This window comes from Streptomyces sp. NPDC033180 (assembly GCF_055577645.1).
The window spans coordinates 114,089-138,669 of the sequence record NZ_JBVIPU010000006.1 but is presented as its reverse complement, the minus strand read 5'-3'; the positions used below and the strand labels follow the sequence as shown (position 1 = coordinate 138,669).

Sequence of the window (24,581 nt, the reverse complement as noted above, 5' to 3'; positions counted from 1 at the left end):
ACCCCGGTCAACCCTCCGTGCACACTCAGCGCCGCGCCTGAGCCGTCGAGCCGCGCACCACGAGCTCGGGCTGGAAGACGAACTCCGTGTGCTGCACGGGGTTTCCGTGCAGCTCCTCCAGCAGAGCGCCCACCGCGGCGCTCGCCATCGCCTGTACCGGCTGGCGCACCGTGGTCAGCGGCGGGTCCGTGAAGGCGATCAGCGGCGAGTCGTCGAAGCCGACCACGGAGACGTCGCCGGGCACCGAGAGGCCTCGCTCGCGCGCCGCGCGGACAGCGCCGAGCGCCATCATGTCGCTGCCGCAGACCATCGCCGTGCACCCCTGGTCGAGCAGGGCACTGGCCGCCGCGTGCCCGCCCTCGACCGTGAACAGCGTGCGCTGCACGAGCTGTTCGGCCTCCCCCTGTTCCAGGCCGAGCAGTGCGTGCAGCGCCGCCGTGAACCCCTCCGCCTTGCGCAGCGAGGGGACGTAGCGGGTCGGACCGATGGCCAGACCGATCCGCTCGTGGCCCAGGTCGACGAGGTGCCGCACCGCCATCCGTACCGCCGCGCGGTCGTCGGGCGAGACGAAGGACACCGGGATGTGCTCGTTGTAGCCGTTGATCAGGACGAACGGCACACCGCGGGCCGCCAGTTCAAGGTACCGGGTCGGGTCGGCCGTGGTGTCGGCGTGCAGTCCGGAGAGGAAGACGATGCCGCTGACCCGGCGCTCCTCCAACTGCTCGACCAGCTCGTCCTCGCTGGCCCCGTCCGGCATCTGGGTGCACAGCATCGGCGTGTAGCCGTGCCCGGACAGGACCTGCTCCACGACCTGTGCGAAGGCGGGGAAGATCGGGTTGCTGAGCTCGGGTATGACCAGGCCGACCAGACCCGCGCTGTGCCGCTTGAGCCGCATCGGCCGCTCGTAGCCCAGGACGTCCAGGGCGGCGAGCACCCGGCGCCGGGTGCCCGCGGCCACCCCCGGCTTGCCGTTGAGCACCCGGCTCGCGGTGGCCTCGCTCACGCCGGACTGGGCAGCGATGTCCGCGAGCCGCGGAACGCCCCGGTCTCCCCGTTCGGCGTCCCGCGGCAGGGAGAGGGTCACGCCGCCCACCAGACGGTGGTGTCGGCGGGCAGCTCGACCTTGCCGTCCGCCGTCTCCACCTCGGCGTTGGACAGGAGGATGCGTCCGGGGGCCGGGATGCGCACCGCCGCGCCGGTGGTGTTCGCCGTGCACACGAAGCCCTCCCGGCGGAAGGCGAGAACTCCCTCCGGCGCCTCCAGCCACTCCAGCGAGTCGCCGGCGCCGAGTCCCGGCTGCTCGCGGCGCAGGGTGAGCGCGCTGCGGTACAGCTCCAGGGTGGACGCGGGATCGCCGGTCTGCGCCTGGACGCTGAGCTCGCCCCACCCCGCGGGCTGCGGGAGCCAGCTGCCGCCCTCGCCGAACCCGTAACTGGAGCCGTCGGTGGTCCAGGGGATCGGCACCCGGCAGCCGTCGCGGAAGCCGTCCTGTCCGCTCGCCCGGACGAACGAGGGGTCCTGGCGCACCTCGTCGGGCAGCTCGGTGACGTCCGGCAGGCCCAGTTCCTCGCCCTGGTAGACGTAGGCGGAGCCGGGCAGTGCCAGCATCAACAGGGTCGCGGCGCGGGCGCGGCGCAGGCCGAGCGCGCGGTCGCCCGCGGTGCGCAGCTGGGTGCCGAGTCCGGGCGGGTTGGCGAACCGCGTGGCGTGACGGGTGACGTCGTGGTTGGAGAGCACCCACGTGGCCGGGGCACCGACGGGGCGCATCGCGGCCAGCGACGCGTCGATGACCTCGCGCAGCTCGGCGGCGTCCCAATGGGTTCCCAGGTACTGGAAGTTGAAGGCCTGGTGCATCTCGTCCTGGCGCACGTACGCGGCGGCACGCTCGACGGTGGGGGTCCAGGCCTCGGCGACGAGGATCTTCTCGCCCGCGTACTCGGTGAGGACCTTGCGCCAGCTGCGGTAGATCTCGTGTACGCCGTCCTGGTCGAAGAACGGCATGACGTCATTGCCGAGCAGCTTGAGCTGGTCGCTGCGGCCGATGTCGGGCAGCCCTTCGGCCTTGACCAGGCCGTGGGCGACGTCGACGCGGAAGCCGTCGACGCCCATGTCGAGCCAGAAGCGCAGGATCGAGCGGAACTCGTCGTGCACGGCGGGGTGTTCCCAGTTGAAGTCGGGCTGCTCGGGGGCGAAGAGGTGCAGGTACCACTCGCCGTCCGCTGTCCGCGTCCAGGCCGGGCCGCCGAAGACGGACTCCCAGTCGTTGGGCGGGAGTTCACCGTTCGCGCCCTTGCCGGTCCTGAAGTGGTAGCGCTCGCGCAGGGGTGAGCCGGGGCCCTCGCGCAGGGCGCGCTGGAACCAGTCGTGCTGGTCGGACGAGTGGTTGGGCACCAGGTCGACGATGACGCGCAGGCCCAGGTCGTGGGCGTCCCGCAGCAGGGCGTCGGCGTCGAGGAGGCTGCCGAACATCGGGTCGATCGCACGGTAGTCGGCGACGTCGTAGCCGGCGTCGGCCTGCGGCGAGGAGTAGAAGGGGCTGAGCCAGACCGCGTCGACGCCGAGGTCCCTGAGGTAGGGAAGGCGAGCGCGGATGCCGTCCAGGTCGCCCATTCCGTCACCGTTGCCGTCGGCGAAACTGCGCGGGTAGACCTGGTAGATCACCGCGCCACGCCACCAGTCCGCGTGGGTGCCGGAGGCGGGGGCTGCAGGGGCAGCGAGATGCTGGGTCATGTCTTCCCTGAGATCGAGAGGTCGAGTGCGAGGGGGGTGTGTGCCGTATGTGTGTGCCGTGCGTGTGTGCCGTGCGTGTGTGCCGGATCAGGGCTTCGTGTCAGGGCTGCGTGTGTCAGGGCTTCGCATCAGGACTTCGTCGCGCCGGCCGTGAGACCGGAGACGAGGTGGCGCTGCACGAAGCCGAAGATCACCGCCGCGGGCACCGCGACGATCACGGCCGAGGCGGTCAGCGAGCCCCAGTCGCTGGTGTACTGGTTGACGAAGGTCTGCAGGCCGCCCGCCAGGGTGAGGTTCTCCTCGCCGGTCATGAAGGCGGAGGCGTAGGCGACTTCGGCCCAGCCGGTGATGAAGCTGTAGAAGCCGGTGACGGCGAGACCGGGCTTGGCCAGCGGCACGATGAGCCGCCAGAAGATGCCGAACGGGTTGAGCCCGTCCACGCGCCCCGCTTCGTCGATCTCCACCGGGATGGTGTCGAAGTACCCCTTCATCATCCAGGCGCAGAACGGCACGGCGATCGTCAGATAGGTGACGACCAGGCCGATGGGCTGGTTGAGCAGGCCCAGGCTCGCCAGGAGGTTGTAGAGCGGCACGATGAGCACCGCGACGGGGAACATCTGCGTGATCAGCAGGAGCCACATCAGCGGCCGCATGCCGGGGAACCTGAAGCGGCTGACGGCGTAGCCGGTGGTCGCGGCGATGAAGACACCGATCACCGTGGTCAGTCCCACGACGAGCAGCGAGTTGGCGAGCCAGCTCAGGAACTCGGTGTCGTTGACGACGTGGTCGTAGTTGCGGAACGTGAAGTCCTTGACCAGGTCGGTGGAGAACGCCTCGCTCGTCGGCTTGAACGAGGTGATCAGCAGCCACAACGGCGGGAGTATCGCGGTGGCGGATGCGACGAGCAGGCCCACGTGGAGCGCGACCGAGGCCAGCGGGCCGCGTTCGCCGCGCTCTCTGAGCTTCTTGGGCCGGCGCGCGGACGAGTCGGACGAGTCGGACGAGGACGACGGCCTCTTCGGGTCGGTCATGGTGGTCACCACACTTCTCCCTGCTTGCGGAGCGCGCGGCGGTAGACGACCGCGAAGAGCGATAGGAGCAGCAGAATGATGACGCCCCAGGCCGCGGATCCCGCGAAGTCACGCGGACTCACGACGAACGAGAGCCGGTAGGCGTACGTCACCAGGATCTCGGTGGCGTCTCCCGGACCGCCCCGGGTGAGCAGGAAGATCACCGGGAACATGTTGAAGGTCCAGATGCCGCTGATCAGGATCACGGTGCTGCTGACGGTCCGCAGACCCGGCAGCGTGATGTGCCTGAAGCGCTGCCAGGCGTTCGCGCCGTCCATCTCCGCGGCCTCGTAGAGCTCGCCGGGGATGGACTGGAGTCCGCCGAGCATGGCGACCAGCATGAAGGGGACGCCGAGCCAGACGTTGACCGTGATCACCGAGAGCTTGGCCCAGGTGGGGTCGTTCAGCCACGGGATCGCGTCGATACCGCCGCCGGCGAGGATCTTGTTGAGGATGCCGTTCTTCTCGTTGAAGAGCAGCCGCCAGGTGAACACGGAGACGAAGGCGGGCACCGCCCACGGCAGGATCAGCGCCATCCGGTAGAGGGAGCGCCCCGCCAGCTTGCGGTTGAGCATGTTCGCCAGCGCGAGGCCGAGGGCGAAGGAGATCGCGACACAGGAGACGGTCCAGATGATCGTCCAGGTCAGCCGGTCCCAGAAGACACCGTCGTTGAATACCGCGGTGTAGTTGTCCAGGCCGACGGACTCGTAGGTCGCCGGGATGTGGTTGACGCCGATGGTGCGCTCGACGTTCGCCTCGTTGGCGTCGGTCGTCGACAGGTAGAGGCCGCGCACCAGCGGGTAGCCGATGATCACGCCGATCACGGCCACCACGGGGGCGACCATGGCCCAGGCGTACCAGTGGGTGGACAGCGACCTGCGCAGCCGTCCGGGGGTCTTGCCGGTCCGCGGGCCGCGGCCGCGGACGCCCTGGGCGTCCGCGGCCTTGGCCAGTGACTGGCTGCTGTCAACAGCCATCTACTTGTAGTCCTTCAGCAGCTTGCGGTAGGCGTCGCCGACACCCTTCGCCCCGTTCTCGGGCGAGGTCCTGCCGCTGAGCACCTTCTCCATCTGCAGCCGGATGGGCTCGAAAAGGGCGTTGGCCTGCGGGATCCACGGCCGCTCGACGGACTTGTCCACGGCCGGCTTGAAGAACTGCACCATCTGGTTGTCCTTGACGGACTTCACGTCGTACACCGAGGTGCGGGTGGGCAGCAGACTCAGCTTCTCGGTGGTCTGCTGCTGCACCTTCGCCGAGCTCATGTACTTGATGAACTCGTAGCTCGCGTCGAGGTTCTTGGACCCCGCGTAGGCCGCGAGGTTCCAGCCGCCCTGCGGGGAGGCCTGCCGGTCGCTGCCGCCGGGCACCGGGGCGATGCCGAGGTTGCCCTTGTCGCCCTTGAACTCCTTGCCCTGCATGGCTCCTTCGATGGACCAGGGCCCGTCGAGGGCCATCGCGACGTCGCCGTCCTTGAAGGCGTTCAGCTGGTTGTTGTAGCCGTCGCTCGCGTCGGTGGTGGCCGCCTTGGAGTCGACCAGGTCCTTCATGACCTCGAAGGCCGCGGCGCCCTGGGGGTCGTCGACGGTGATCTTCTTGTTCTTGGTGTCGAGGAGGTCGCCGCCCTCGCCGTAGAGGTACGGGAGGTAGTAGTACGGGTCGTCGCCGCGCAGGTAGAGGCCGGTCTTGCCGGACTTCGACCTGATCTTCTTCGCGGCTGTCTTCACCTCGTCGAAGGTCTTGGGGGCCTCGACACCGGCCTCCTTGAGCATCTTCTTGTTGTAGAAGAGCGCCAGGGTGTCGATGGTCTGCGGGGCTGCGTAGGTCTTGCCCTTGAACTTGGTGCTGGCCGCGGCCTGCGGGAGGTAGTCGTCCGCCTTGTCGAGGGCGGGGGTGCCCTCGAGCGGGGCGAGGTAGCCCAGGTTGGCGAAGTCGGCGACCCAGGCGACCTCGGTGCGCATCACGTCGGGGGCACCGGAGTTGCCGCCCGCGGCGTTCTTGAACTTGGCGTTGGCCTCGCCGAACGCGACGCTCACGTAGTTGACCTTGACGTCCGGGTGGAGCTTCTCGAAGCCCTTGGCGAGCTTCTCGTAGGTCCCCTTCTCCGCGTCGTTCGAGGTGTCCCAGAAAGTGACGGTTCCGGACAGCTTGCCCGAACCCTTCTTACCGCTGTCACTGTCATCGCCACCGCACGCCGCCGCTGTCAGGGCCAGGGCCGCGACGATTGCGGTGGCCGCTATGCCACGCCGCATGTGAACTCCTTCAACTGATCCCGGAACAAGGGAAGGCGAGACCCCCAACAGAGCTGCCTCCTACGAGCCGCACTCGACGCGGCGCCGGGTTGCCAGGGAACGTAACAGGATTGAAAAGCGCCCGAAAGACCTTGCGAGAAATTTCTGCAAGCTCTGCTGATCGTTACCCCTGTGTGTCCTTACGGTTGCCCTTGCTGCGCTCGACACGCCCCTGAAGTGCCAGTGGACCTCCGTCACTCCGTCCATGAAGCCCCGCAAGCTCCTTGCAGGGCCGGCGCTTTCTGCAAGCTTTCACCGTCGGTGTGCAATCCGGCGGATCACCGGTACAGTCCCCGCATGACCGCACGGCTCGTCGACATCGCAGCGCAGGCGGGGGTGAGCGAAGCCACCGTCAGCCGCGTCCTCAACGGCAAGCCCGGTGTGGCGGCGGCCACCCGTGAATCCGTCCTCGCCGCCCTGGACACGCTCGGCTTCGAACGTCCCTCGCCTCTGCGCCGGCGCAGCAGCGCCGGACTCGTCGGCCTGATCACGCCCGAGCTGGACAACCCGATCTTCCCCGCCCTCGCCCAGGTCATCGCCCAGGCCCTGACCCGCCAGGGCTACACGCCGGTCCTCGCCACCCAGACACCCGGCGGCTCCACCGAGGACGAGCTCACCGACATGCTGGTGGGCCGCGGCGTCTCCGGGATCATCTTCGTCTCCGGTCTGCACGCAGACACCACCGCCGACATGGAGCGGTACGAGGTGCTGCGCGGCAAGGGTGTGCCCTTCGTCCTCGTCAACGGCTTCTCCCCCAAGGTGCAGGCCCCCTTCGTCTCCACGGACGACCGCGCCGCGGCCCGGCTCGCCGTCACACACCTCGCCTCACTGGGCCACACCCGCATCGGGCTCGCGGTGGGCCCCAAGCGCTTCGTGCCCGTACTGCGCAAGATCGAGGGCTTCCAGATCGGCATGCGCGAACGCCTCGGGATGTCGCCGGCCGACTCCGAGGAACTCATCGAGCACTCCCTCTACACACTGGAGGGCGGCCAGGCCGCCGCGGGCACGCTGATCGGCCGGGGCTGCACCGCGATCGTGTGCGCCAGCGACATGATGGCGCTCGGCGCCGTCCGGGCCGCCCGGGAACGGGACTTGGACGTGCCGCGGGACATCTCGGTGGTCGGCTACGACGACTCCCCGCTCATCGCGTTCACCGATCCCCCGCTGACGACCATCCGTCAGCCGGTCCAGGCGATGGGGCAGGCCTCGGTCCGCACCCTCCTGGAGGAGATCGGCAAAACCCCCGCCCCGCACAGTGAGTTCCTCTTCATGCCGGAGCTCGTCGTCCGCGGCTCGACCGCATCCGGCCGGCCGGAGCGCCGCGACACCTAGGCCGTCCACACAGAGAAACAGAGCGACACGGAGCGACACGGAGGAAGAGACATGGCATCGCGGACCGACGTGGCCACCGGTCGTGTGCTGTACGGGTGCATGGGACTCGGCGGCACCTGGGACACCACGCCGTACACCGCCGCGGACATCGCCGCGGCCGAGGCCGCCGTGGAGGCGGCCCTCGAGGCGGGCATCACGGTGTTCGACCAGGCCGACATCTACCGGCACGGCAAGTCCGAGTCGGTCTTCGGTGAGGTGCTGGCCAGGGCTTCCGGGCTGCGCGAGCGCATCGTCCTGCAGACCAAGTGCGGCATCCGCCTGACCGACGGCGTCCGGCCCGGCCTGTACGACCTGCGGGGACCGACCATCGTCCAGCGGGTCGAGGAGAGCCTGACCCGGCTGCGTACCGAGGTGATCGACGTACTGCTCCTGCACCGGCCCGATCCGCTGACGGGTCCGGAGGAGATCGCGAAGGCGCTGGCCTCGCTGCACGGGCAGGGGCTGGTGCGCCGGTTCGGCGTGTCGAACATGAGCGCCGCGCAGATCGCGCACCTGCGGGCGCATCTCGACGTCCCGCTGGTCGCCAACCAGCTGGAGATGAGCCTGGAGAGCCGCGACTGGATCGAGGCCGGGGTCCTGGTGAACACCCCGGCCGCCGCCGACAGCGGCTTCCCGCACGGAACGCTCGAGTACTGCACCGCCAACGGCATCCAGCTGCAGGCCTGGGGAGCCCTGGCCCGGGGCCGTTTCACCGGCGGCGGCGAGACGCCGACCTCGCGGCTCGTCGCCGACCTCGCGGCGCGCAAGCGGACGACCCCGGAGACGATCCTCCTGTGGTGGCTCCAGCGGCATCCTGCGCGGATCGCCCCCGTCATCGGCACCAGCCGACCCGACCGCATCCTCGCCTGCCGGGACGCGGTGCACCGCGAACCCGAACTCACCCACGAGGAGTGGTACGACCTGTGGATCACCGCCCGGGGCGCTCCGCTGCCTTAGGCGCCCCCGCGGCCATAATCGACGCCGTGACCGAGCCCGCCGTCGAAGTCCAGCCTCTCGTACGCCGGAAGGCCCAGAGCCTCGGAGGCATCGGCGAGCGGTGGCTGGCCGAACTGCCCGCCCTCGTCAGCGATCTTGAGCAGCGCTGGTCGATCCGGGCCGGCCCCTCGCTGCCCGGCGGAACCACCTCCTACGTGGCACGGGCCCGGACCCCCGACGGCCGGGCCGCAGTGCTCAAAGTCTCCCTTCCCGCACCGGACTTCGCGAGCCAGGTGCGAACCCTGCGCCTCGCGGAGGGCCGGGGGTATGTGAGGCTCCTGGCCCACGACCTGGACCGGCACGCGATGCTCCAGGAAGCGCTCGGCCCTTCGCTGGACCGGATCGGACTCACTCCCCCGCAGCAGATCGAGACGCTGTGCGCCATGCTCCGGAGCGCCTGGCGGGTGCCCCGCGCCGCGGAACTGACCGTCGATCCGGCGCGGGAGAAGGCCGGCGCCCTGGGCGAGATGGTCGCACGGCTGTGGGAGAGCCTCGGCCGGCCCTGCTCCGAGCGGGTGGTGACCCGGGCGCTGACGTACGCCGGACGTCGCGCCGCCGCTCACGATCCCGCCCGTTGCGTCGTCGTGCACGGCGACCCGCACCCCGGTAACGCCCTGCGGGTCGCCGCGCCTCGGGCCGGGGCCGAGGCCGGATTCGCCTTCGTGGATCCCGACGGTTTCCTCGCGGATCCCACGTACGACCTGGGGGTCGTACTCCGCGACTGGTGCGTGGAGTTGAGAGGCAGGGACGAGGCCGCGGCCCGCGGACTGATCCGCTCGTACTGCGCGCTGCTCGCGGACCGGACCGGAATGGAAGAACGGGCGGTCTGGGAGTGGGGCTACCTCGAGCGGGTGTCCACCGGTCTCTACGTCCTCGACTTCGGCGCGGAGGAGCTGGGCCGACCGTTCCTGGACACAGCGGAGCTGCTGGCCTGACGTACGCCGCCGGGCCCGGTGGCCCGTCCACCCTTGCGCTGTCCCGAGCAACGCTTTCCTTCCTGGCGGCAAGCGAACCTGCCGACGTCCACGACGGCAGGCACCCCCACCGCCCCAGCTCCCGCGAGGACTTGTACGAGAAGCCACTTGGACAGGGGAAACGCAACTTCGACATGGCCCGCGGAGGCAGCTACCTTCACCTGGTCCTCGGCGGTCGCCCACGGTCGCACAGGGGTTTTTCAGGCTGAGCCACCCGCGACGGGATGAGTTGGTCACGCCCCACGAACCCTCGCCCCCGTGCGCAGGCCACCGAACCGGGTCCACACCAGGCAGCCCCAACCAGGGAGAGACGCATGCCCCATCTTGCTCTGTACACCTTCGGCGTCCTGCAGTCACCTCTCGCCGATCCCACACCTCTCACGCGCGAGTTCTACGACATTGGTGAGGCCGTCTACCGGCAGATCAGTCAGCAGCCCGGATACCTCGCGCATGCCGAAGCGGTGGACGGTGCCCAGGGCGAGTTCTTCGATGCGGACTGGGGTGCATGGGGAGAGTTCGCCGTACCGGCCTGGTACGGGAAGGGCCGTACGGTGGAAACCACCGCCCTGGCCACGACCCTCTCGCGCTGGACCGACCTGCGTCCCGCCTTCGACGCCGTCTACACCGGTCTGCACCGTGAGGCCCTGAACAGGCGTTACGACTGGTTCGAGAGGGCAGAGCACCCGAATTACGTGTCCTGGTGGGTCTCCGACGGCGTGATACCCACCTGGCGGGACGGGGTGACCAGGCTGGAGCACCTCCACGACCACGGCTCCGCCCCGCACGCCTTCACCTTCCACGACCCGTTCGCCCCGGACGGAACTCCGACCAGGAGCAAGGGCATCGGGCCGAAGAGCGACCAGGTTCGCTGACCAGGAGAGGGCGGTCGCCTCTCCCGACGACCGCCCTCACCCGGTCTCCGGCCTAGCCGCAGTATGTGTCCCGCTCCGGCCGCTCCCCCGTCGCCAAGTAGTGGGAGACGGTCCGGTCGCCGCACTCGTTGCCGTTGGCGAGGTAGGCGTCGTGGCCGGTTGAGTTCACCGTCACCATCGTGGCTCGCTTGCCCAGCGCCTTGCGGAGGTTGAGGGCGCCGCTGAGCGGGGTCACCGGGTCGCGCTCGTTCTGGATGAGGAGGATGTTGGACGGGCCGCTGTCGGTGATCCGCACCGGGGCCTCCTTCGGCCGGAAGGGCCAGGCGGCGCACGGCATCGCGTTGCGCGGCATCCCCGCCAAGAGGGGGTACTTGGAACGGCTCTCGGCCACTTCCTTCGCGTATCCGTCCGCCGACTCGGGCCACGCGACGTCGTTGCACAGGACCGCGGTGCCGACCGCGACGGCCTGCTGCATCGCCGGCTCCGGCGGTGCCTGCGGCGCGGGCGGAACCGTGCCCTTGCGTGCGGCCAGGATCAGCTTCGCGAGGTCGTCGAAGTCGTCGGGGTCGTCGAGGGCGTTGAGCAGCGTCTGGCGCAGGACGTTGCCGTTGAGCTCCTCGGGGTTGGCGTCGGGCCACGGGATCGGCTCGCGGTCGAGTCCGGAAGCCAGGCGCAGGACGAGCGGACGTACGTCGGCCGCCGTCCGGGCCAGGCGATACGGATTGCCGGGCGCGGAGGCCCACTTGGCGAACTCCGGGAAGGTGTCCTCGACTCCCTGCTCGTGGCCCGCGAGCCAGGCACGGGACACCCGCGTGGGGTCGGGGTCGTCGTTGCTGTCGAGGACGACGCGGTCGGTGCGGTGCGGGAAGAGCCGACTGTAGACAGCCCCGACGTACGTGCCGTACGAGACACCCAACGCGGAGACCTTCCGCTCACCGAGTGCCTTCCGGATGCGATCGATGTCGCGGGCCTCATTGGCGGTGCTGAGGTGGCGGATGAGGTCTCCGCCGTTGCGTGCGCAGGCGTCCGACACTCGCTGCGCGGCGGTCATGTTCTCCGTGATGGACCCGTCGGGGGCGGGCCAGGGACGCAGTCTCGACACGGCGAGGTCGGCGTGGCCGAGTCCGCAGCTGACCGGGGTGGAGCGGCCGAGGCCACGGGGGTCGAAGCCGATCAGGTCGTAGGTGTCCCGGACCGTTTGCGGCAGCTTCTGGCCCTTGCCCGAAGGCGTGTCGCGGCCGAGGCCCCCGGGCCCGCCGGGGATCAGGAGCAGGGCGCCGCGGCGTGCGTCGGGGTTCTCGCTGGGGATGCGGGAGACGGCGATGCCGATCTGCTTGCCCGCGGGATCGGCGTAGTCCATCGGGACGTCGACGGTCGCGCACTCCTGGCGGGGGTCGAGGCCCTCGCCCTCGCACGGCTTCCAGTCCAGGGGCCCGGCGGCGGAAGGAGCCCTGGCGGCGGAGGGAGTCGAGGCCGTCGCGGCCAGCGGGGCGGTGAGGCTGAGGACGGCCGCGGAGGCGGCGAGCAGGGCCGCGTTTCGCTTGATCTTCGTCATGGGAAGAGCCTCGCCGATCCCGCCCGTGTGGCCCATCCTCCCAACTGGCGTATGGATACAGGGGTTTACCCCCATGCTTCCCCTAGTGGGCATAGGGTCAGATGTGGCGGGCGCCACACCACGAGAGGCATGCGACTTAGGTTAGCCTAAGCTAAGTTATCGAGTGATCGCCTCTCTCGGAGGCGCCTCAGTCAAGGAGATTGACGCAGCATGACCTCACTCACTTGCCGCATCCGCCGTACTGCCGCAGTCGCCGTGGCCCTCGCCGCGGGCAGCTCGCTGGCCCTGACCGGTACCGCGTCCGCGCAGCCCGGTCAGAACTCCGGCAAAGCGGCCGGCTCGACCGTCGAGTCCGCGCCACTCGTGAAGGGTCTCTACCAGTCGGCGTACTCCGAGCGGAACAACGTGCTGTGGGCCACCTCCGCGGTGGGCAGGCCACCCGTCACCACCTCCACCCTGCTGAAGGTCGACCCGCGCACCCTGAAGGTGAAGGCCGGCTACACGCCTCCGGTCACCAACGCCGAGACCGGCGCCGTCGAGGCCGTCTACGGGATCGCCGTGGACGACGAGCACAACACCGTCTGGACGACGAACACCCGCGACAACTCCGTCGCCGTGTACGACCAGCACACCGGTAAGCACCTCGTCTCGCTGCCCGGCGTGAACCACGCCCGTGAGGTCGTCGTGGACGCCAAGCACAACACGGCGTGGGCGAGCAGCTTCGGCGACGGAACGGTCGTCGCCTTCGACACCCGCACCTTCAAGGAGAAGAAGCGCGTCACGGTCGAGGGATCGAGCCCGACCGGCCTCGCCGTGAACGCGCGGACCGGCGCCGCGTACGCCGCCGACCTCAACGGCGACCGGATCATCGAGATCACCCGCAAAAGCGAGAGCCCCCGCCTCATCCCCACCGGTGACGGCCCGATCTCCATCGCGCTCTCCAAGGACGGCCGCACCGCCTACACCGCCGACCAGGCCGCCGGCGGCCTCTCGGTCGTCGACCTCCAAAAGGGCGCCGTGACGAAGTCCGTGCCGACCGGCGCGGGCGCCCTGTCCGTCGCCACCGACCGGCGTTCGGGCAACGTCCTGGTCGCCAACCGGACCCCCGGCACGGTCACGGTCGTCGACCCCGCCAAGGGTGCCGTGGTCGAGACCCTCGCCACCGGCGCCAACCCCAACCACGTGCACGTGACGGGCGGTACGGCGTTCGTGGTCGACAAGTCCGGCACCGGCCCCGAGGGCCAGGACCAGGCGCACCGCATCCGCATCGGCCGCTGAAGCCACTGAAGCCGCCAAGGCCGCTGAAGCCACCGAGGCTCCAGGCACTCGGCACCTCCCCGCGTCCCGCCCGCCACCCAGACGTGGCCGGCGGGACGTCGTCGTGGCGGGCGGAAGTCCGTCGTCGGACCCACGGCTCGGCGTCGGGCTACGACCCGAGCCGCTGACCGCGTCCACGCAACGCGCCGGGTGCAACCGCCGCCCCGCTCGACCGGAGCAGCCTCTCGCGCACGAGACGGCTCTGCGCCGCGACCGTCGCGATCACGCCCGCGCCGAGCAGCGGCCACGCCAGAGGGCCGGCGGCGATCACAGCGGTGACCAGGAGAGGCCCCCCGCTGCGCTGGGCGGACGAGGACAGTCCGTGCACGCCGAGGTAGGCGCCCTGGGCGTCGTCGGGGGCGAGCGCGATGGAGAGTTCCCAGGACGTGATGGCGTGCAGTATCTCCGCGAAGGTGAAGGCGATCGCCGCGACTGTCATGGCGGCGACGGCCACCCAGGTACTGCCTGCCACGGAGGCGGTCATCGCGGCGCAGCCGACGACGAAGCAGGCGGTCAGGGGCACGAGCAGGCCGCGGGCCGCGTCCGGTGTGCTCCCGAAGCGGGACAGCGGGACCTGGCAGCAGACGACGAGCACACAGTTGAGGACCATGAGCAGCGGCGCGAGGCCGTGCGGGGCGTCCGTCGCGTGGACGATCCACAGGGGCAGGCCGACCTGGAGCACGGCGTCGTCGAGGAAGAGCGCCGCCTCGGTGGCGGTGAAGAGCAGATAGGGGCGATCACGCCAGGGGCTCGACGGCGGGGCGGAGCGTGCGGGCGCCGTGGAGTCGGTGACCACCCGGGACGGGGAAGGCGGCTCCGCACAGCGCAGGGTGAGGAACGCCGCGACGAGGAAGCTGATCACGTTGCCGACGAGCAGGGCCTGGTAGGCGTGGGTGGTGCCGACGGCGAGGGCGAGCGCACCGGTAAGCCCGCCGATGGCCCAGCCCGCGTTGGACACGGTGCGCTGGACGGCTTGGTACTTGGTGCGGTCGGGGCCCGCGATACGGGCGGCGTACAGCTTGGTGAGGACATTGGCGCCCCGGTCGGCCAGGCTGTTCACGGCCGAGTACAGCAGGAGCAGGGAGAAGTTGTCCGTCGTGAGCAACGCCAACAGGGCAATGGCCTGCTGGAGTTGAGCGCCGATGATGACGCGGGTGACAGGGAACCGGTCGGCCAGGTGGCCCGCGAGCGGCGCTCCCGCGATGCCCACGGCCCCCGAGACGCCCATGAGCACGCCGACCTCGGCGACGGAGAGCCCGGTGACCAGGGTGAAGTAGAGGGCGGCCGCCCCCATCCACAGTCCGGTTCCCGCTTTGTTGATCAAGGCGATCCAGAGCATGCGACGACCGTCGATGCCCCCTGGTATGCGTGCGTACAGCGCGGCCCGCCTGCGACTGAGGCTCACCACTCCCCCTTGGCTTGCGACTTGACGAATTACTTTGTACTGGTACATATTTGATTACGTGTCAGCACAATATGCGATCAGTGGTACGACCGCCAAGGGCATCACCTCCTCCGTCGAACAGGCCGTGGCCGAAGGCGGTTTGGGCCCGGGTGACGCGCTGCCCCCGGTGCGCAGGCTCGCCGACGAGCTCGGGATCAGCGCGGGTACGGTGGCGACGGCCTACAAGGAGCTCCGGCAGCGCGGGATCGTGGTGACGCGGGGGCGTGGCGGAACAGTGGTCGCGCAGGCCCCGTCGGTCGGGGCACGCCGCCCGCCCAAGGTGCCGCAAGGGGTGCGTGATCTGGCGGGCGGGCATCCTGACCCGGCGCTGATGCCGGTGCTGCTGCCGCCCGAGCGAGTGGTCCCACTCGGCGGTTCGCACCGCGGTTCGCCACGCCGCGCGGGGCTTGAGGAACTGACCCGCGAGTGGTTCGCGCGGGACGGGATTCCGGAGAGCCGGGTGACCTTCGCGCACGGAGCGCTCGACTGCATGGCACGGCTGCTCTCCGCGGAGCTGAAGCCGGGCGACACCGTGGCCGTCGAGGACCCCGGCTTCCACCATCTCCTCGACCTGATACCCGCGTTGGGCCTGCGCATGGTGCCGGTCGCGGTGGACGACGAGGGGATCGGGCCCCAGGCGCTGCGCGGTGCGCTGAGGGCGGGGGCCAGGGCGGTGGTGTGCAGCCCGCGGGGGCAGAACCCGCTGGGCGGCTGCTTCTCAGCGGCGCGACGCGACGCCCTGCTCGAAGCGCTCGGCGGCTTCCCGGACGTACTGGTCATCGAGGACGATCACAATGCGGAGGTCTCGGGGGCGCCTTCGCACTCGCTGGCGGCCGGCGGGATCGAACGCTGGGCACAGGTACGGACCGTGTCCAAGCATCTGGGCATCGACCTGCGATGGGCGGCACTGGCGTGCGACGCGGCCACGCTGGCCCGGCACGAGGGGCGGATGCTGCTCACTTCGGGGTGGGTCAGTCACCTGCTGCAGGAGACGGTCGAGCGCACGATGGCCGATCCCGCGGCGCGAGCACTGGTGGGGCGGGCCGAGCGTGCGTACACCGAGCGGCGCGAGGCGCTCATCGGGGAGCTCGCGCGGCGTGGGGTCGCCGCCCACGGGGCGAGCGGGCTGAACGTGTGCGTGCCGGTGCGGGACGAGTCCGCGGTGGTCAACGGGTTGCGCTCGCGGGGGTGGTGGGTGGCCGCGGGCTCCCGCTTCCGCATCGCCACACCCACCGCCGTACGGATCACCACGGCCACGCTCGAGGTGCCGGAAGCCGCCCGGTTCGCCGCCGACTTCGCCACGGTGCTCAGCGAGTCCGAGGCCACGTACGGGGGTTGAGTCGGCGGCAGGCGGGACAATGGACGCAGTTGGCACGTTCCACTCCCCCGAGTCTTCCCTGACTTTCCCTCAAGTCTCCCCCGAGGTGCCCCGATGATCAGCTGGCGTCGACTCGACGAACCGGACTTCCCCCTGCTGCGGCAGTGGCTGGAGCAGCCGCACGTCGCGCGCTGGTGGAACCACGAGACCTCGCCCGAGGCGGTGGCGCGCGACTTCGGCCCGGCGGCCCGTGGCGAGGAGGCGTCGGAGGACCTGCTCATGCTGCTCGACGGTGAACCGTTCGGCCTCGTCCAGCGCTACCGCTTCGCCGACTACCTCGAGGACCTGCGCGAGCTGGCCGACCAGGTGGAGGTCCCCGCGGGCGCCATGTCCATCGACTACCTCATCGGGGACCCCCGGCGGGTCGGCCGGGGCCTCGGCACACGCATGATCCAGGCGGTCCTGGCGGCCACCTGGACCGACCACCCTCGGGCCACCGCGGTACTCGTGCCCGTACACGTGGGCAATCACGCGTCCTGGCGCATCCTGGAAAAGGCGGGCCTGCGGCGGGTCGCCGATGTCTCACTGGAGCCCGACAACCCCATCGACGACCGCGCCCACCACCTCTACCGGATCGACCGTCCTGCGGAGCTCGTCCGGCAGGAGTGGCCGTGATCCGATCGAGGCGGCCGCGCTGCTGAGCGCTCAGCCGGAGATCCGCCGCGGCGCAGCCCGTGACGACGACAACTCGACTACCCGTCATGCCTGTTCAGCCTCCGAACGCAGTCGTGAGCACATGGCCTTGATCGTACGGAGGCCGCTCACGACCGCGTCCGGATGGTCTGCCCGCGGCCTCGCGGGCCGCCGGCGACCGCGCGGCTACTCGTCGATCGCCGCGCCGAACGCCGCGCCCTTGCCCGGTGTGCCCAGCGAGTCCCCGCCGTACGTCCAGGAGCCGGACGCGGTGATGCCGCCCGCTCCCGCGGACAGGACCCACACCACTCCGTCGCCGGCGTTCTCGCCGGGGGCGGCGGCCAGGAGACCGAAGCGGCCGTCGCGGTTCGGGTCCGTCAGGCGCACCTGGCCGCCCCACTTGTCGCCCTTCTCGGCCACGCCGGGGATGTCCGCGGAGTTCTGGTCCCAGGACTTGGCGCCGATCCCCGTCAGGCCCTCGTGCGAGCCACGCAGCACCCATGCCGCTCCGGCGTCCGCGACCGTGCCGATGTCCTCGCCCGGAGCGCCGATCGCGACGTCCGCGTAGCCGTCGCCGTTCGTGTCCGCCACGGACAGATCAGCACCCCAGCCGTCACCGCGCTCAGCGGTGCCGGGCACGTCCACACTGTCCTGCGTCCACCACTTGGCCTCGTCCTTGAGGCCGTCCGGGGTGCCGTACCGGACGCCCACCAGGCCGCCGGTCATCGTCTCGCCGCCGTCGTCCGGGGAGTTGGGCTCGCCGGTGACCAGATCGTCGTAGCCGTCGTGGTTGATGTCGCCGGACGCCGCCGCGGGGCCGCCGCGCAGATCACTGTCGTACGTGAGGCCGTCGGCGTTCCCCTTGAAGTACGCGGACCAGCCGTGCCCCGGCTCGTCGCCCACGGTCACGCCGGACACGATGAGATCGGCGTAGCCGTTGTCGTCGTAATCACCGGTGGTCAGCGACTTCGGCAGGATGTCGCGCTCCTCGGCCACCGCGGAGAGACGCTCGGTGGCCTGACGCCGCAGCGGGGCCTGTCCGTCGGCCTGCGGTGCCGCGTCGTACGCGAAGAGCTCCAGGTCGTCGCGGTCCAGTACGGCGAGCACATCGCCCGGCGTCTCGCCGGTGAGGTGCGCCGCCGCGAGGCTCAGGCCGAACTGCTCGCCCTTGGTGGGCTCCTGGGTTTCCAGCCAGTCGCTGGATCCGCCGCTGAGGCCCTGCTTCGAGCCCCACAGGATCGCGACACCACCGGCGTCCGCCGTGTCGCCGATGTCCTCGCCGGGGATGCCGACGATCGCGTCGTCGAAGCCGTCGCCGTCCAGGTCACCGGTGGCGACGGCCGTCCCGAAGCCGTCGCCCGGCTCCGCGGCGCCCGCGACGCCTGCCGTCGACTGGCTGAATCTGGCGACGGAGGTGGTGTTCATGCCTCTGGAGGAGCCGTACTGAGCCGTGACGAGACCGGCGCCCTTCTGGCCGCTGACCGTCGCCCCGGGGGCGCCGACCAGCACGTCCTCGTATCCGTCGCCGTTGAAGTCACTGTTGCGGTCGTTGGCGTGCGTGCCCCCGGGGGTGCCGGCGACGGCGGAGGGAGCGGCAGCGATGCCCGCCCCGGTGAGCAGGAGGAATGAGGCCGCGGCGACGGCGGCCGAACGGTTCTTGCGCACGAGCGGCTCCTATGAAGGAAGGTGGCCGGGCAGGCGCGAGGGTGTCCGGAAAGGGCCCGTTCCTTGTCCGGCGCCCTGTTCGACACCGGATGAGGCACAAGGGTTGTACGCGGTCTCCTGATCGGATGCGGCACGCGCAGCCTCCCCTGAGATCACGGCCGTTGTGATCATGGTCGCCGTCGGGCCGCCGCCGCGGAACGGGAGACAGCGCGTGCCCCAGAACCGGGTGACCTACCGGGTGATGTACGCGTCGAATCCGCCCGTCGTCGTCAGCCGGGGCGGAGGGGAACGGCCCGACGCGGGCGGCGCGTTCGGCCCTCTCCGCCGAGACCCCGTCGATTAGCGCGTTCGGGTGTCTTGGCCGGGCCGGTGCAACCAGAGGGCCGCCCGACCGCTTCCTGTCCGACACAGGCATCGCCCGCACGTCGTGAGGAAGCCGCCATGACTTCACCTGCCACCATCCTGCCGACCATCAACTGGGATGCGGAGGCCGACTTCCCGCTGCCCCCGCCCGACCCGGCGCAGCGTCTGGACATGGCGGCCCCGGCCCTGCTCACGCCCCGCGACCGGCACCGTCTGAGCCTGCACGCGACGCTCACCACGGCCGCGATCCCTCCCCACCCCGACGACGCCAAGGCCATCGACGCGCTGAGCACGCTCGACGACACGGTCGCCCTCGCGGTCTGTCGTTGGCTCAGCACTCACACCCATCCGGCGACGCCGCTCACGTGACGCGCCGACGGCAGCCGATCAGCCCCGGTGGAACAAGTCCTGCGGGTCGACGCGCTCCCAGCGTGAGTGCGGGTCCGGCGTACGCGGCACTTCCCGGTTCCGGGCCTGCCATTCGCGTACCAGCGCGTCGTAGATCGGGGATGGCGAGGCAACCTCCCCGCCGCCGCCGGTTCTTGTCCCGGCACGAGGCGGCCGGGGTGAAGGAATCCCGTTCCCCGCATCGCTCATGCGCAGTCCAACGATCCTTTCCACTCCCGCACCTTCAGGAATTCACCCGCGTCCCGCAGTGAGCCCGCGGCATACGCATGCCACGGGCTCAATGGAACGTCAGACGCAGATTACTGACTCCATGGAACGTCTGCGTGCAATCTGCGGATTCGTACCCAAACGAGAGAAGAAGGGCGGCGGTGTCGGCCCCTGCTCTCCGCCGGGACGATCCTGCTGATCAGCCGACGTACGCCGCGAGGTGTTCGCCCGTGAGCGTGGAGCGTTCGGCCACGAGATCCGCCGGCGTGCCCTCAAAGACGATCTTGCCGCCGTCGTGACCGGCACCGGGGCCGAGGTCGATGATCCAGTCGGCGTGCGCCATGACCGCCTGGTGGTGCTCGATGACGATGACCGACTTGCCGGAGTCGACGAGGCGGTCCAGCAGGCCCAGCAGTTGCTCGACGTCCGCGAGGTGCAGCCCTGTGGTCGGTTCGTCGAGGATGTAGACGCCGCTCTTCTCTGCCATGTGGGTGGCCAGCTTGAGCCGCTGCCGCTCGCCGCCGGACAGCGTGGTGAGTGGCTGGCCGAGGCTGAGGTAGCCGAGCCCCACGTCGGCGAGCCGTTCAAGGATCTTGTGCGCGGCAGGCGTACGCGCCTCGCCCTCACCGAAGAACGCCTCCGCCTCGGTCACCGACATCGCGAGCACCTCGCTGATGTCGCGGCCACCGAAGGTGTATTCGAGGACCGCGGGCTGGAACCGCTTCCCCTCGCAGTCCTCACAGAGGGTCTCGACACTGGCCATGATCCCGAGGTCGGTGTAGATGACGCCCGCGCCGTTGCACGTGGGACAGGCACCCTCGGAGTTGGCGCTGAACAACGCCGGCTTCACGTCGTTGGCCTTGGCGAACGCCTTGCGGATCGGTTCGAGCAGTCCGGTGTACGTCGCCGGGTTGCTGCGCCGCGAGCCCTTGATCGGCGCCTGGTCGACCGAGATCACACCCTCGGACGCGGGGACGGAGCCGTGGATCAGTGAGCTCTTGCCGGAGCCCGCGACGCCGGTGACGACGCACAGCACGCCGAGCGGGACGTCGACGTCGACGCCTTGGAGGTTGTGACGGGTGGCGTCGCGGATCTCCAGCGTGCCGGAGGGCTCCCGCACCGTCTTCTTGAGCGCGGCACGGTCGTCGAGGTGGCGACCGGTGACGGTGTCGCTGCGCCTCAGCCCGTCGACGGTGCCCTCGAAGCACACCGCTCCGCCCGCCGTACCGGCGCCGGGGCCGAGGTCGACGACGTGGTCGGCGATCGCGATGGCCTCCGGCTTGTGCTCGACGACGAGCACCGTGTTGCCCTTGTCCCGCAGCCGCAGAAGGAGCTTGTTCATCCGCTCGATGTCATGGGGGTGCAGACCGATCGTCGGCTCGTCGAAGACGTACGTGACGTCGGTGAGCGAGGAGCCGAGGTGCCGGATCATCTTGACGCGCTGCGCCTCGCCGCCCGACAGCGTGCCCGCGGGGCGGTCGAGCGAGAGGTAGCCGAGGCCGATCTCCACGAACGAGTCGAGGGTCTGCTGCAGCGCGGTGAGCAGCGGCGCCACCGAGGGCTCCTTGAGGCCGCGGACCCACTCGGCCAGGTCGCGGATCTCCATCGTGCAGGCGTCGGCGATGCTGATCCTCTTGATCTTCGAGGACCGGGCCCCCTCGCTCAGCCGGGTGCCGTCGCACTCGGGGCAGGTGGTGAAGGTGACCGCCCGCTCCACGAAGGCCCGGATGTGCGGCTGCATCCCCTCCTTGTCCTTGGCGAGGAACGACTTCTGGATCTTGGGGATCAGCCCTTCGTAGGTGAGGTTGACGCCGTTGACCTTGACCTTCATGGGCTCCCCGTAGAGGAAGTCCCGCAGTTCCTTCTTGGTGTACTTGCGGATCGGCTTGTCCGGGTCGACGAGGCCGGACTGGGCGTAGACCTGCACGGTCCACCGGCTGTCCGACTTCCAGCCGGGGATGGTGAACGCACCCTCGGAGAGCGACTTGGAGTCGTCGTAGAGCTGGGTGAGATCGATGTCGGAGACCGAGCCCCGGCCCTCGCAGCGCGTGCACATGCCGCCGGTGCGGTTGAAGGTCGCCTTCACGGTCTTGGTCTTGGCGGCGCCGCGCTCGACGGTGATCCCGCCGCTCGCCCGGACCGACGCGGTGTTGAAGGAGTACGCGCTCGGCGGGCCGATCTGCGGCTTGCCGAGCCGGCTGAACAGGATGCGCAGCATCGCGTTGGCGTCGGTGGCGGTGCCCACGGTGGAGCGCGGGTCGGCGCCCATCCGCTGCTGGTCGACGATGATCGCGGTCGTGAGACCGTCGAGTACGTCGACTTCGGGGCGGGCCGGCGTCGGCATGAAGCCCTGCACGAAGGCGCTGTACGTCTCGTTGATCATCCGCTGTGACTCCGCGGCGATCGTGCTGAACACCAGCGAGCTCTTGCCCGAGCCGGAGACGCCGGTGAACACCGTCAGGCGTCGCTTGGGGAGCTCTATGCTGACGTCCTTGAGGTTGTTCACGCGCGCGCCGTGCACACGGATCAGGTCGTGGCTGTCGGCAGCGTGGAGCGCAGGCGACTGCGCGGTCTTTCTCTTGGCCGGGCTCATGGTGTCTCCATCTGTCGGGCGGAGCCGCCTGCGCGGCCTCCGTCGGTGCCGCCTGGCTCGATCTGATGATCGTCGAGCGATACGTCAGGTTCTACTTCGTCGGCATGATTGAGGCAACGGGTCGCTGTCCTTCCGCTTGACGGCGTTGGCACGGTGCGCGCGTTTGCGGGGCCGTCGCCCTCAGCGCAGTTCCTGGATGCGGAGCAGATTGCCCGCGGGATCGCGGACGGCGCAGTCGCGTATGCCGTAGGGCTGCTCGGTCGGCTCCCGGACGATCTCGGCGTCCGTGGCCCGGAGCCTCGCGAAGGTGCCGTCCAGGTCGGCGGTGGCCAGGAGAACGCAGGCGTAGGTCCCCTTGGCCATCATCTCGTCGATGGTCCGGCGCTCGGTGTCGGTGATGCCGGGGTCGGTGGCCGGTGGCTGCAGGACGATGGATGTGCCGGGCCGGTCGGCGGGGCCGACGGTGATCCAGCGCAGTCCGTCGTACCCGATGTCGTGGCGGACCTCGAAGCCGAGGGAGTCCCGGTAGAAGGCCAGGGAGGCGTCCGGGTCGTTGTGCGGGAGGAAGCTCGCGTGAATGGTGACGTCCATGGAGTTCACGCTAGGAGCGGCTCGGGGCGGGTGCTTCTCGATTCCTGACCGGTCTGGTCTTGTCTGGTGTGGTCAGGTCAGGTCAGGTCAGGTCAGGTCACGACATGCTTCGGGGGCGGCACCAGGTGGTGCCGCCCCCGATCACCGCGCCCGTCGTCAGGACTGGGGGCGGCTGCCGTGGTTCGCGCCGTTCTTGCGGCGGGCCTTCTTCTTGCGACGTCGCTTCGAGGACATGGATACCTCCGTGGTTCCGGTGTTGCTTCCTGGGCGTCAGCCCAGGCGATCATGCACCCCCTACCCAGGACGACACCGGGTAATGACGTGTCCTATGACACGAAAGGGGCTCACGCTCAGGCAGGGATCCCGTCGACGGTGGGCACAACTGTTCCGAACAGATCGGTGACCGTGGTCAGGGCGGCGCTCAGGAGCGCGGCGGCGGGCAGGACGGTGCCGTCCGGGGCGGTGAGGGCGCGGGTGGCGGTGGCTTCGGCGACGACGGTGGGCCGGTAGCCGAGGTTGAAGGCGCCCTGGGCGGTGTAGTTGACGCACATGTGGGTCATGAAGCCGGCAAGGACCAGGGGGGTGCCGCTGCCCGGGGCGAAGCCCAGTCCGGTCAGCGTCTTCTCCAGCTCGGTGGCGTGGAAGGAGTTGGGGAACTGCTTGACCACGACCGCTTCGCCGCTCACCGGGGCGACCTCCTCGCTGATGGCCCCGATCTGTGCGCGGATGTCGTAGGGGGTGCCTTCGCCGCCGTCGTTGAGGATGTGGACGACCGGGGTGCCCGCCGTACGGGCCCGCTCCAGGAGGCGGGCGCCTGCCGCGAGGGCTTCCTCTGCGCCGTCCAGGGCCATGACGCCGGTGCGGTAGGTGTTCTGGAAGTCGATCATGATCAGTGCGGATTCGCTCAGCCGGGGCGGCTGGTTGTCCAGGCCGATCACGTCGCGCAGGGTGGTGGAGGGCTGAGGCGTGTACGTGCTCATGGGGTGGGGTGCCTTTCGTGTCGCGCTGTGGATTTACGTGGTGGATTTACGTGGTGGGTTTGCTCGGTCGACTTACGCGGTGGATCTGCGCGGCGGGTGCGGCATGAGGCATGGCGAAGCCGCAGGGCTCGCCTCTACGCCGCCTGCGTCAGGTGGTCTGGATGCGGAAGCGGCGGCGGTAGGCCGCCGGGGTGGTGGCGAGCTGCCGGTTGAACGCACGGTGCAACGTCTCCACCGAGCCGAGCCCTGCGGCGGTCGCGACCTGGCCGAGCGGGCTGTCGGTCGTCTCGAGCAGGCGGCGCGCTACCTCTACGCGGGCGGCTTCCACGTAGTCCGCCGGGCTGGTGCCCGTCTCTTGTTTGAACACCCGGGCGAAGTGCCGCTCGCTCAGGCACATCCGGGCCGCCAGCGTCGCCGCCGACAGGTCCTCGTCGAGGTGCTCGGCGATCCACAGACGCAGTTCGTCGATGTCGCGCCGGGCGGACGCGGGGCGGCTGAGCGGCACGGAGAACTGGCTCTGACCGCCCTGGCGCTTGAGGTACATCACCAGTTGCCGGGCCACCGACAGGGCCACGTCCTCGCCCTGGTCCTCGGCCACGAGCGCGAGGGCGAGATCCAGGCAGGCACTGATCCCGGCCCCGGTCCACAACCGGCCCCGGTCGGTGCGTACGAAGATGGGGTCCGGGTCGACGGTGACGGCGGGGTGCTCGGCGGCGAGCTGGGCGGCGGTCGACCAGTGGGTGGTCGCCGTCTTCCCGTCGAGGAGTCCGGCCGCGGCAAGCACATGCGCGCCCACACACACCGAAGCCACTCGGCGGGCGTGCGGGGCTGTGGCCTTCACCCACTCCACGACGTCCGCGTCGATGCGGGCGAGCGGGCCGTCATCGGTCATGTCGACAGCGCCGGGCACGAGCAGGGTGTCCACCTGCCCCCGCACCTCGTCGAAACCCAGGTCGGCCACCAACCGCACACCCGCCGACGTACGGACCTGGCCCGCGGCGGGCCCGGCGAGGCGGACCTGGTAGCCGGCGCGGCCCGCTGTCTCCCGGTTGGCCAGCGCGAAGACCTCGGCCGGGCCGGTGACGTCGAGGAGGTCGACATCGGGGAAGACCGCGATGACGACACGGTGCGGAGTGGGCATGACCC

21 protein-coding genes are annotated in these 24,581 nt (G+C 70.1%); 8 read left to right on the top strand and 13 right to left on the bottom strand.

Annotation, left to right across the window (positions count from 1 at the left end; translation table 11 throughout):
• Window positions 1–25 precede the first annotated feature (25 nt).
• From ACZ5WE_RS19125 to ACZ5WE_RS19105, 5 genes are all read right to left on the bottom strand, one after another.
• On the bottom strand, window positions 26–1,093 hold the full coding sequence (locus tag ACZ5WE_RS19125; RefSeq protein ID WP_467694620.1) for a LacI family DNA-binding transcriptional regulator: 1,068 nt from the start codon (window positions 1,091–1,093) through the stop codon (window positions 26–28).
• Entirely contained in the window at window positions 1,081–2,730 is a 1,650-nt protein-coding gene (locus ACZ5WE_RS19120) for a glycoside hydrolase family 13 protein (protein ID WP_467694622.1), read from the bottom strand. Before ACZ5WE_RS19120 ends, ACZ5WE_RS19125 begins: the two co-directional genes overlap by 13 nt.
• Window positions 2,731–2,858: 128 nt before the next feature.
• Window positions 2,859–3,761, bottom strand: coding sequence for a sugar ABC transporter permease (locus ACZ5WE_RS19115; RefSeq protein WP_467694821.1), 903 nt, complete (start codon window positions 3,759–3,761; stop codon window positions 2,859–2,861).
• 5 nt (window positions 3,762–3,766) lie between these two features.
• Entirely contained in the window at window positions 3,767–4,777 is a 1,011-nt protein-coding gene (locus ACZ5WE_RS19110) for a carbohydrate ABC transporter permease (protein ID WP_467694624.1), read from the bottom strand.
• Entirely contained in the window at window positions 4,778–6,049 is a 1,272-nt protein-coding gene (locus ACZ5WE_RS19105) for an extracellular solute-binding protein (protein ID WP_467694626.1), read from the bottom strand. It abuts the gene before it with no gap.
• Window positions 6,050–6,385: 336 nt separating this feature from the next.
• On the opposite strand from ACZ5WE_RS19105, the gene ACZ5WE_RS19100 reads away from it, so the two are divergent.
• From ACZ5WE_RS19100 to ACZ5WE_RS19085, 4 genes are all read left to right on the top strand, one after another.
• Complete coding sequence (locus ACZ5WE_RS19100) at window positions 6,386–7,420, top strand: LacI family DNA-binding transcriptional regulator (protein WP_467694628.1); 1,035 nt, start codon at window positions 6,386–6,388, stop codon at window positions 7,418–7,420.
• Window positions 7,421–7,471: 51 nt separating this feature from the next.
• Complete coding sequence (locus ACZ5WE_RS19095; protein WP_467694629.1) at window positions 7,472–8,416, top strand: aldo/keto reductase; 945 nt, start codon at window positions 7,472–7,474, stop codon at window positions 8,414–8,416.
• Between the two features lie 26 nt (window positions 8,417–8,442).
• Window positions 8,443–9,390, top strand: coding sequence for an aminoglycoside phosphotransferase family protein (locus ACZ5WE_RS19090; RefSeq protein WP_467694631.1), 948 nt, complete (start codon window positions 8,443–8,445; stop codon window positions 9,388–9,390).
• A gap of 353 nt (window positions 9,391–9,743) precedes the next feature.
• On the top strand, window positions 9,744–10,301 hold the full coding sequence (locus ACZ5WE_RS19085) for a DUF3291 domain-containing protein (RefSeq protein ID WP_467694632.1): 558 nt from the start codon (window positions 9,744–9,746) through the stop codon (window positions 10,299–10,301).
• Between the two features lie 52 nt (window positions 10,302–10,353).
• Here ACZ5WE_RS19085 and ACZ5WE_RS19080 read toward each other — a convergent pair whose 3' ends face one another.
• Entirely contained in the window at window positions 10,354–11,856 is a 1,503-nt protein-coding gene (locus ACZ5WE_RS19080; RefSeq protein WP_467694633.1) for an alpha/beta hydrolase, read from the bottom strand.
• Window positions 11,857–12,066: 210 nt separating this feature from the next.
• Here ACZ5WE_RS19080 and ACZ5WE_RS19075 point away from each other — a divergent pair, with 210 nt between their 5' ends.
• Window positions 12,067–13,134 (top strand): YncE family protein, encoded by a 1,068-nt coding sequence (locus tag ACZ5WE_RS19075; RefSeq protein WP_467694635.1) that lies wholly within the window; start codon window positions 12,067–12,069, stop codon window positions 13,132–13,134.
• A gap of 148 nt (window positions 13,135–13,282) precedes the next feature.
• On the opposite strand, the gene ACZ5WE_RS19070 is transcribed toward ACZ5WE_RS19075, so the two are convergent.
• Window positions 13,283–14,512 carry an MFS transporter gene (locus ACZ5WE_RS19070; protein ID WP_467694636.1) on the bottom strand — a complete coding sequence of 410 codons (1,230 nt, stop codon included), beginning with the start codon at window positions 14,510–14,512 and terminating at the stop codon, window positions 13,283–13,285.
• Between the two features lie 124 nt (window positions 14,513–14,636).
• Here ACZ5WE_RS19070 and ACZ5WE_RS19065 point away from each other — a divergent pair, with 124 nt between their 5' ends.
• Window positions 14,637–15,956 carry an aminotransferase class I/II-fold pyridoxal phosphate-dependent enzyme gene (locus tag ACZ5WE_RS19065; RefSeq protein WP_467694638.1) on the top strand — a complete coding sequence of 440 codons (1,320 nt, stop codon included), beginning with the start codon at window positions 14,637–14,639 and terminating at the stop codon, window positions 15,954–15,956.
• 93 nt (window positions 15,957–16,049) lie between these two features.
• Complete coding sequence (locus tag ACZ5WE_RS19060; RefSeq protein ID WP_467694639.1) at window positions 16,050–16,610, top strand: GNAT family N-acetyltransferase; 561 nt, start codon at window positions 16,050–16,052, stop codon at window positions 16,608–16,610.
• Between the two features lie 204 nt (window positions 16,611–16,814).
• Here ACZ5WE_RS19060 and ACZ5WE_RS19055 read toward each other — a convergent pair whose 3' ends face one another.
• Entirely contained in the window at window positions 16,815–18,293 is a 1,479-nt protein-coding gene (locus ACZ5WE_RS19055) for an esterase (RefSeq protein WP_467694641.1), read from the bottom strand.
• 441 nt (window positions 18,294–18,734) lie between these two features.
• Between ACZ5WE_RS19055 and ACZ5WE_RS19050 the strand changes: the two genes are divergently transcribed.
• A complete protein-coding gene (locus tag ACZ5WE_RS19050) occupies window positions 18,735–19,025 on the top strand; it encodes a hypothetical protein (protein ID WP_467694642.1) in 291 nt (96 codons plus the stop codon).
• A gap of 445 nt (window positions 19,026–19,470) precedes the next feature.
• Here the strand turns inward: ACZ5WE_RS19050 and ACZ5WE_RS19045 are convergent, their stop codons facing one another.
• The 5 genes from ACZ5WE_RS19045 to ACZ5WE_RS19025 all read right to left on the bottom strand — a co-directional run bounded on the left by ACZ5WE_RS19045 (window position 19,471) and on the right by ACZ5WE_RS19025 (window position 24,576).
• A complete protein-coding gene (locus ACZ5WE_RS19045; RefSeq protein ID WP_467694644.1) occupies window positions 19,471–21,864 on the bottom strand; it encodes an ATP-binding cassette domain-containing protein in 2,394 nt (797 codons plus the stop codon).
• A gap of 180 nt (window positions 21,865–22,044) precedes the next feature.
• Entirely contained in the window at window positions 22,045–22,455 is a 411-nt protein-coding gene (locus ACZ5WE_RS19040) for a VOC family protein (protein ID WP_467694645.1), read from the bottom strand.
• A 156-nt stretch (window positions 22,456–22,611) separates the two neighbouring features.
• Entirely contained in the window at window positions 22,612–22,689 is a 78-nt protein-coding gene (locus tag ACZ5WE_RS19035) for a 50S ribosomal protein bL37 (protein ID WP_370443954.1), read from the bottom strand.
• Between the two features lie 116 nt (window positions 22,690–22,805).
• The gene (locus tag ACZ5WE_RS19030; RefSeq protein WP_467694647.1) at window positions 22,806–23,435 is read right to left on the bottom strand and encodes an isochorismatase family protein; all 630 of its coding nucleotides are present in this window, start codon (window positions 23,433–23,435) and stop codon (window positions 22,806–22,808) included.
• A 148-nt stretch (window positions 23,436–23,583) separates the two neighbouring features.
• Window positions 23,584–24,576 (bottom strand): GlxA family transcriptional regulator, encoded by a 993-nt coding sequence (locus ACZ5WE_RS19025; protein WP_467694649.1) that lies wholly within the window; start codon window positions 24,574–24,576, stop codon window positions 23,584–23,586.
• Window positions 24,577–24,581: the final 5 nt, after the last annotated feature.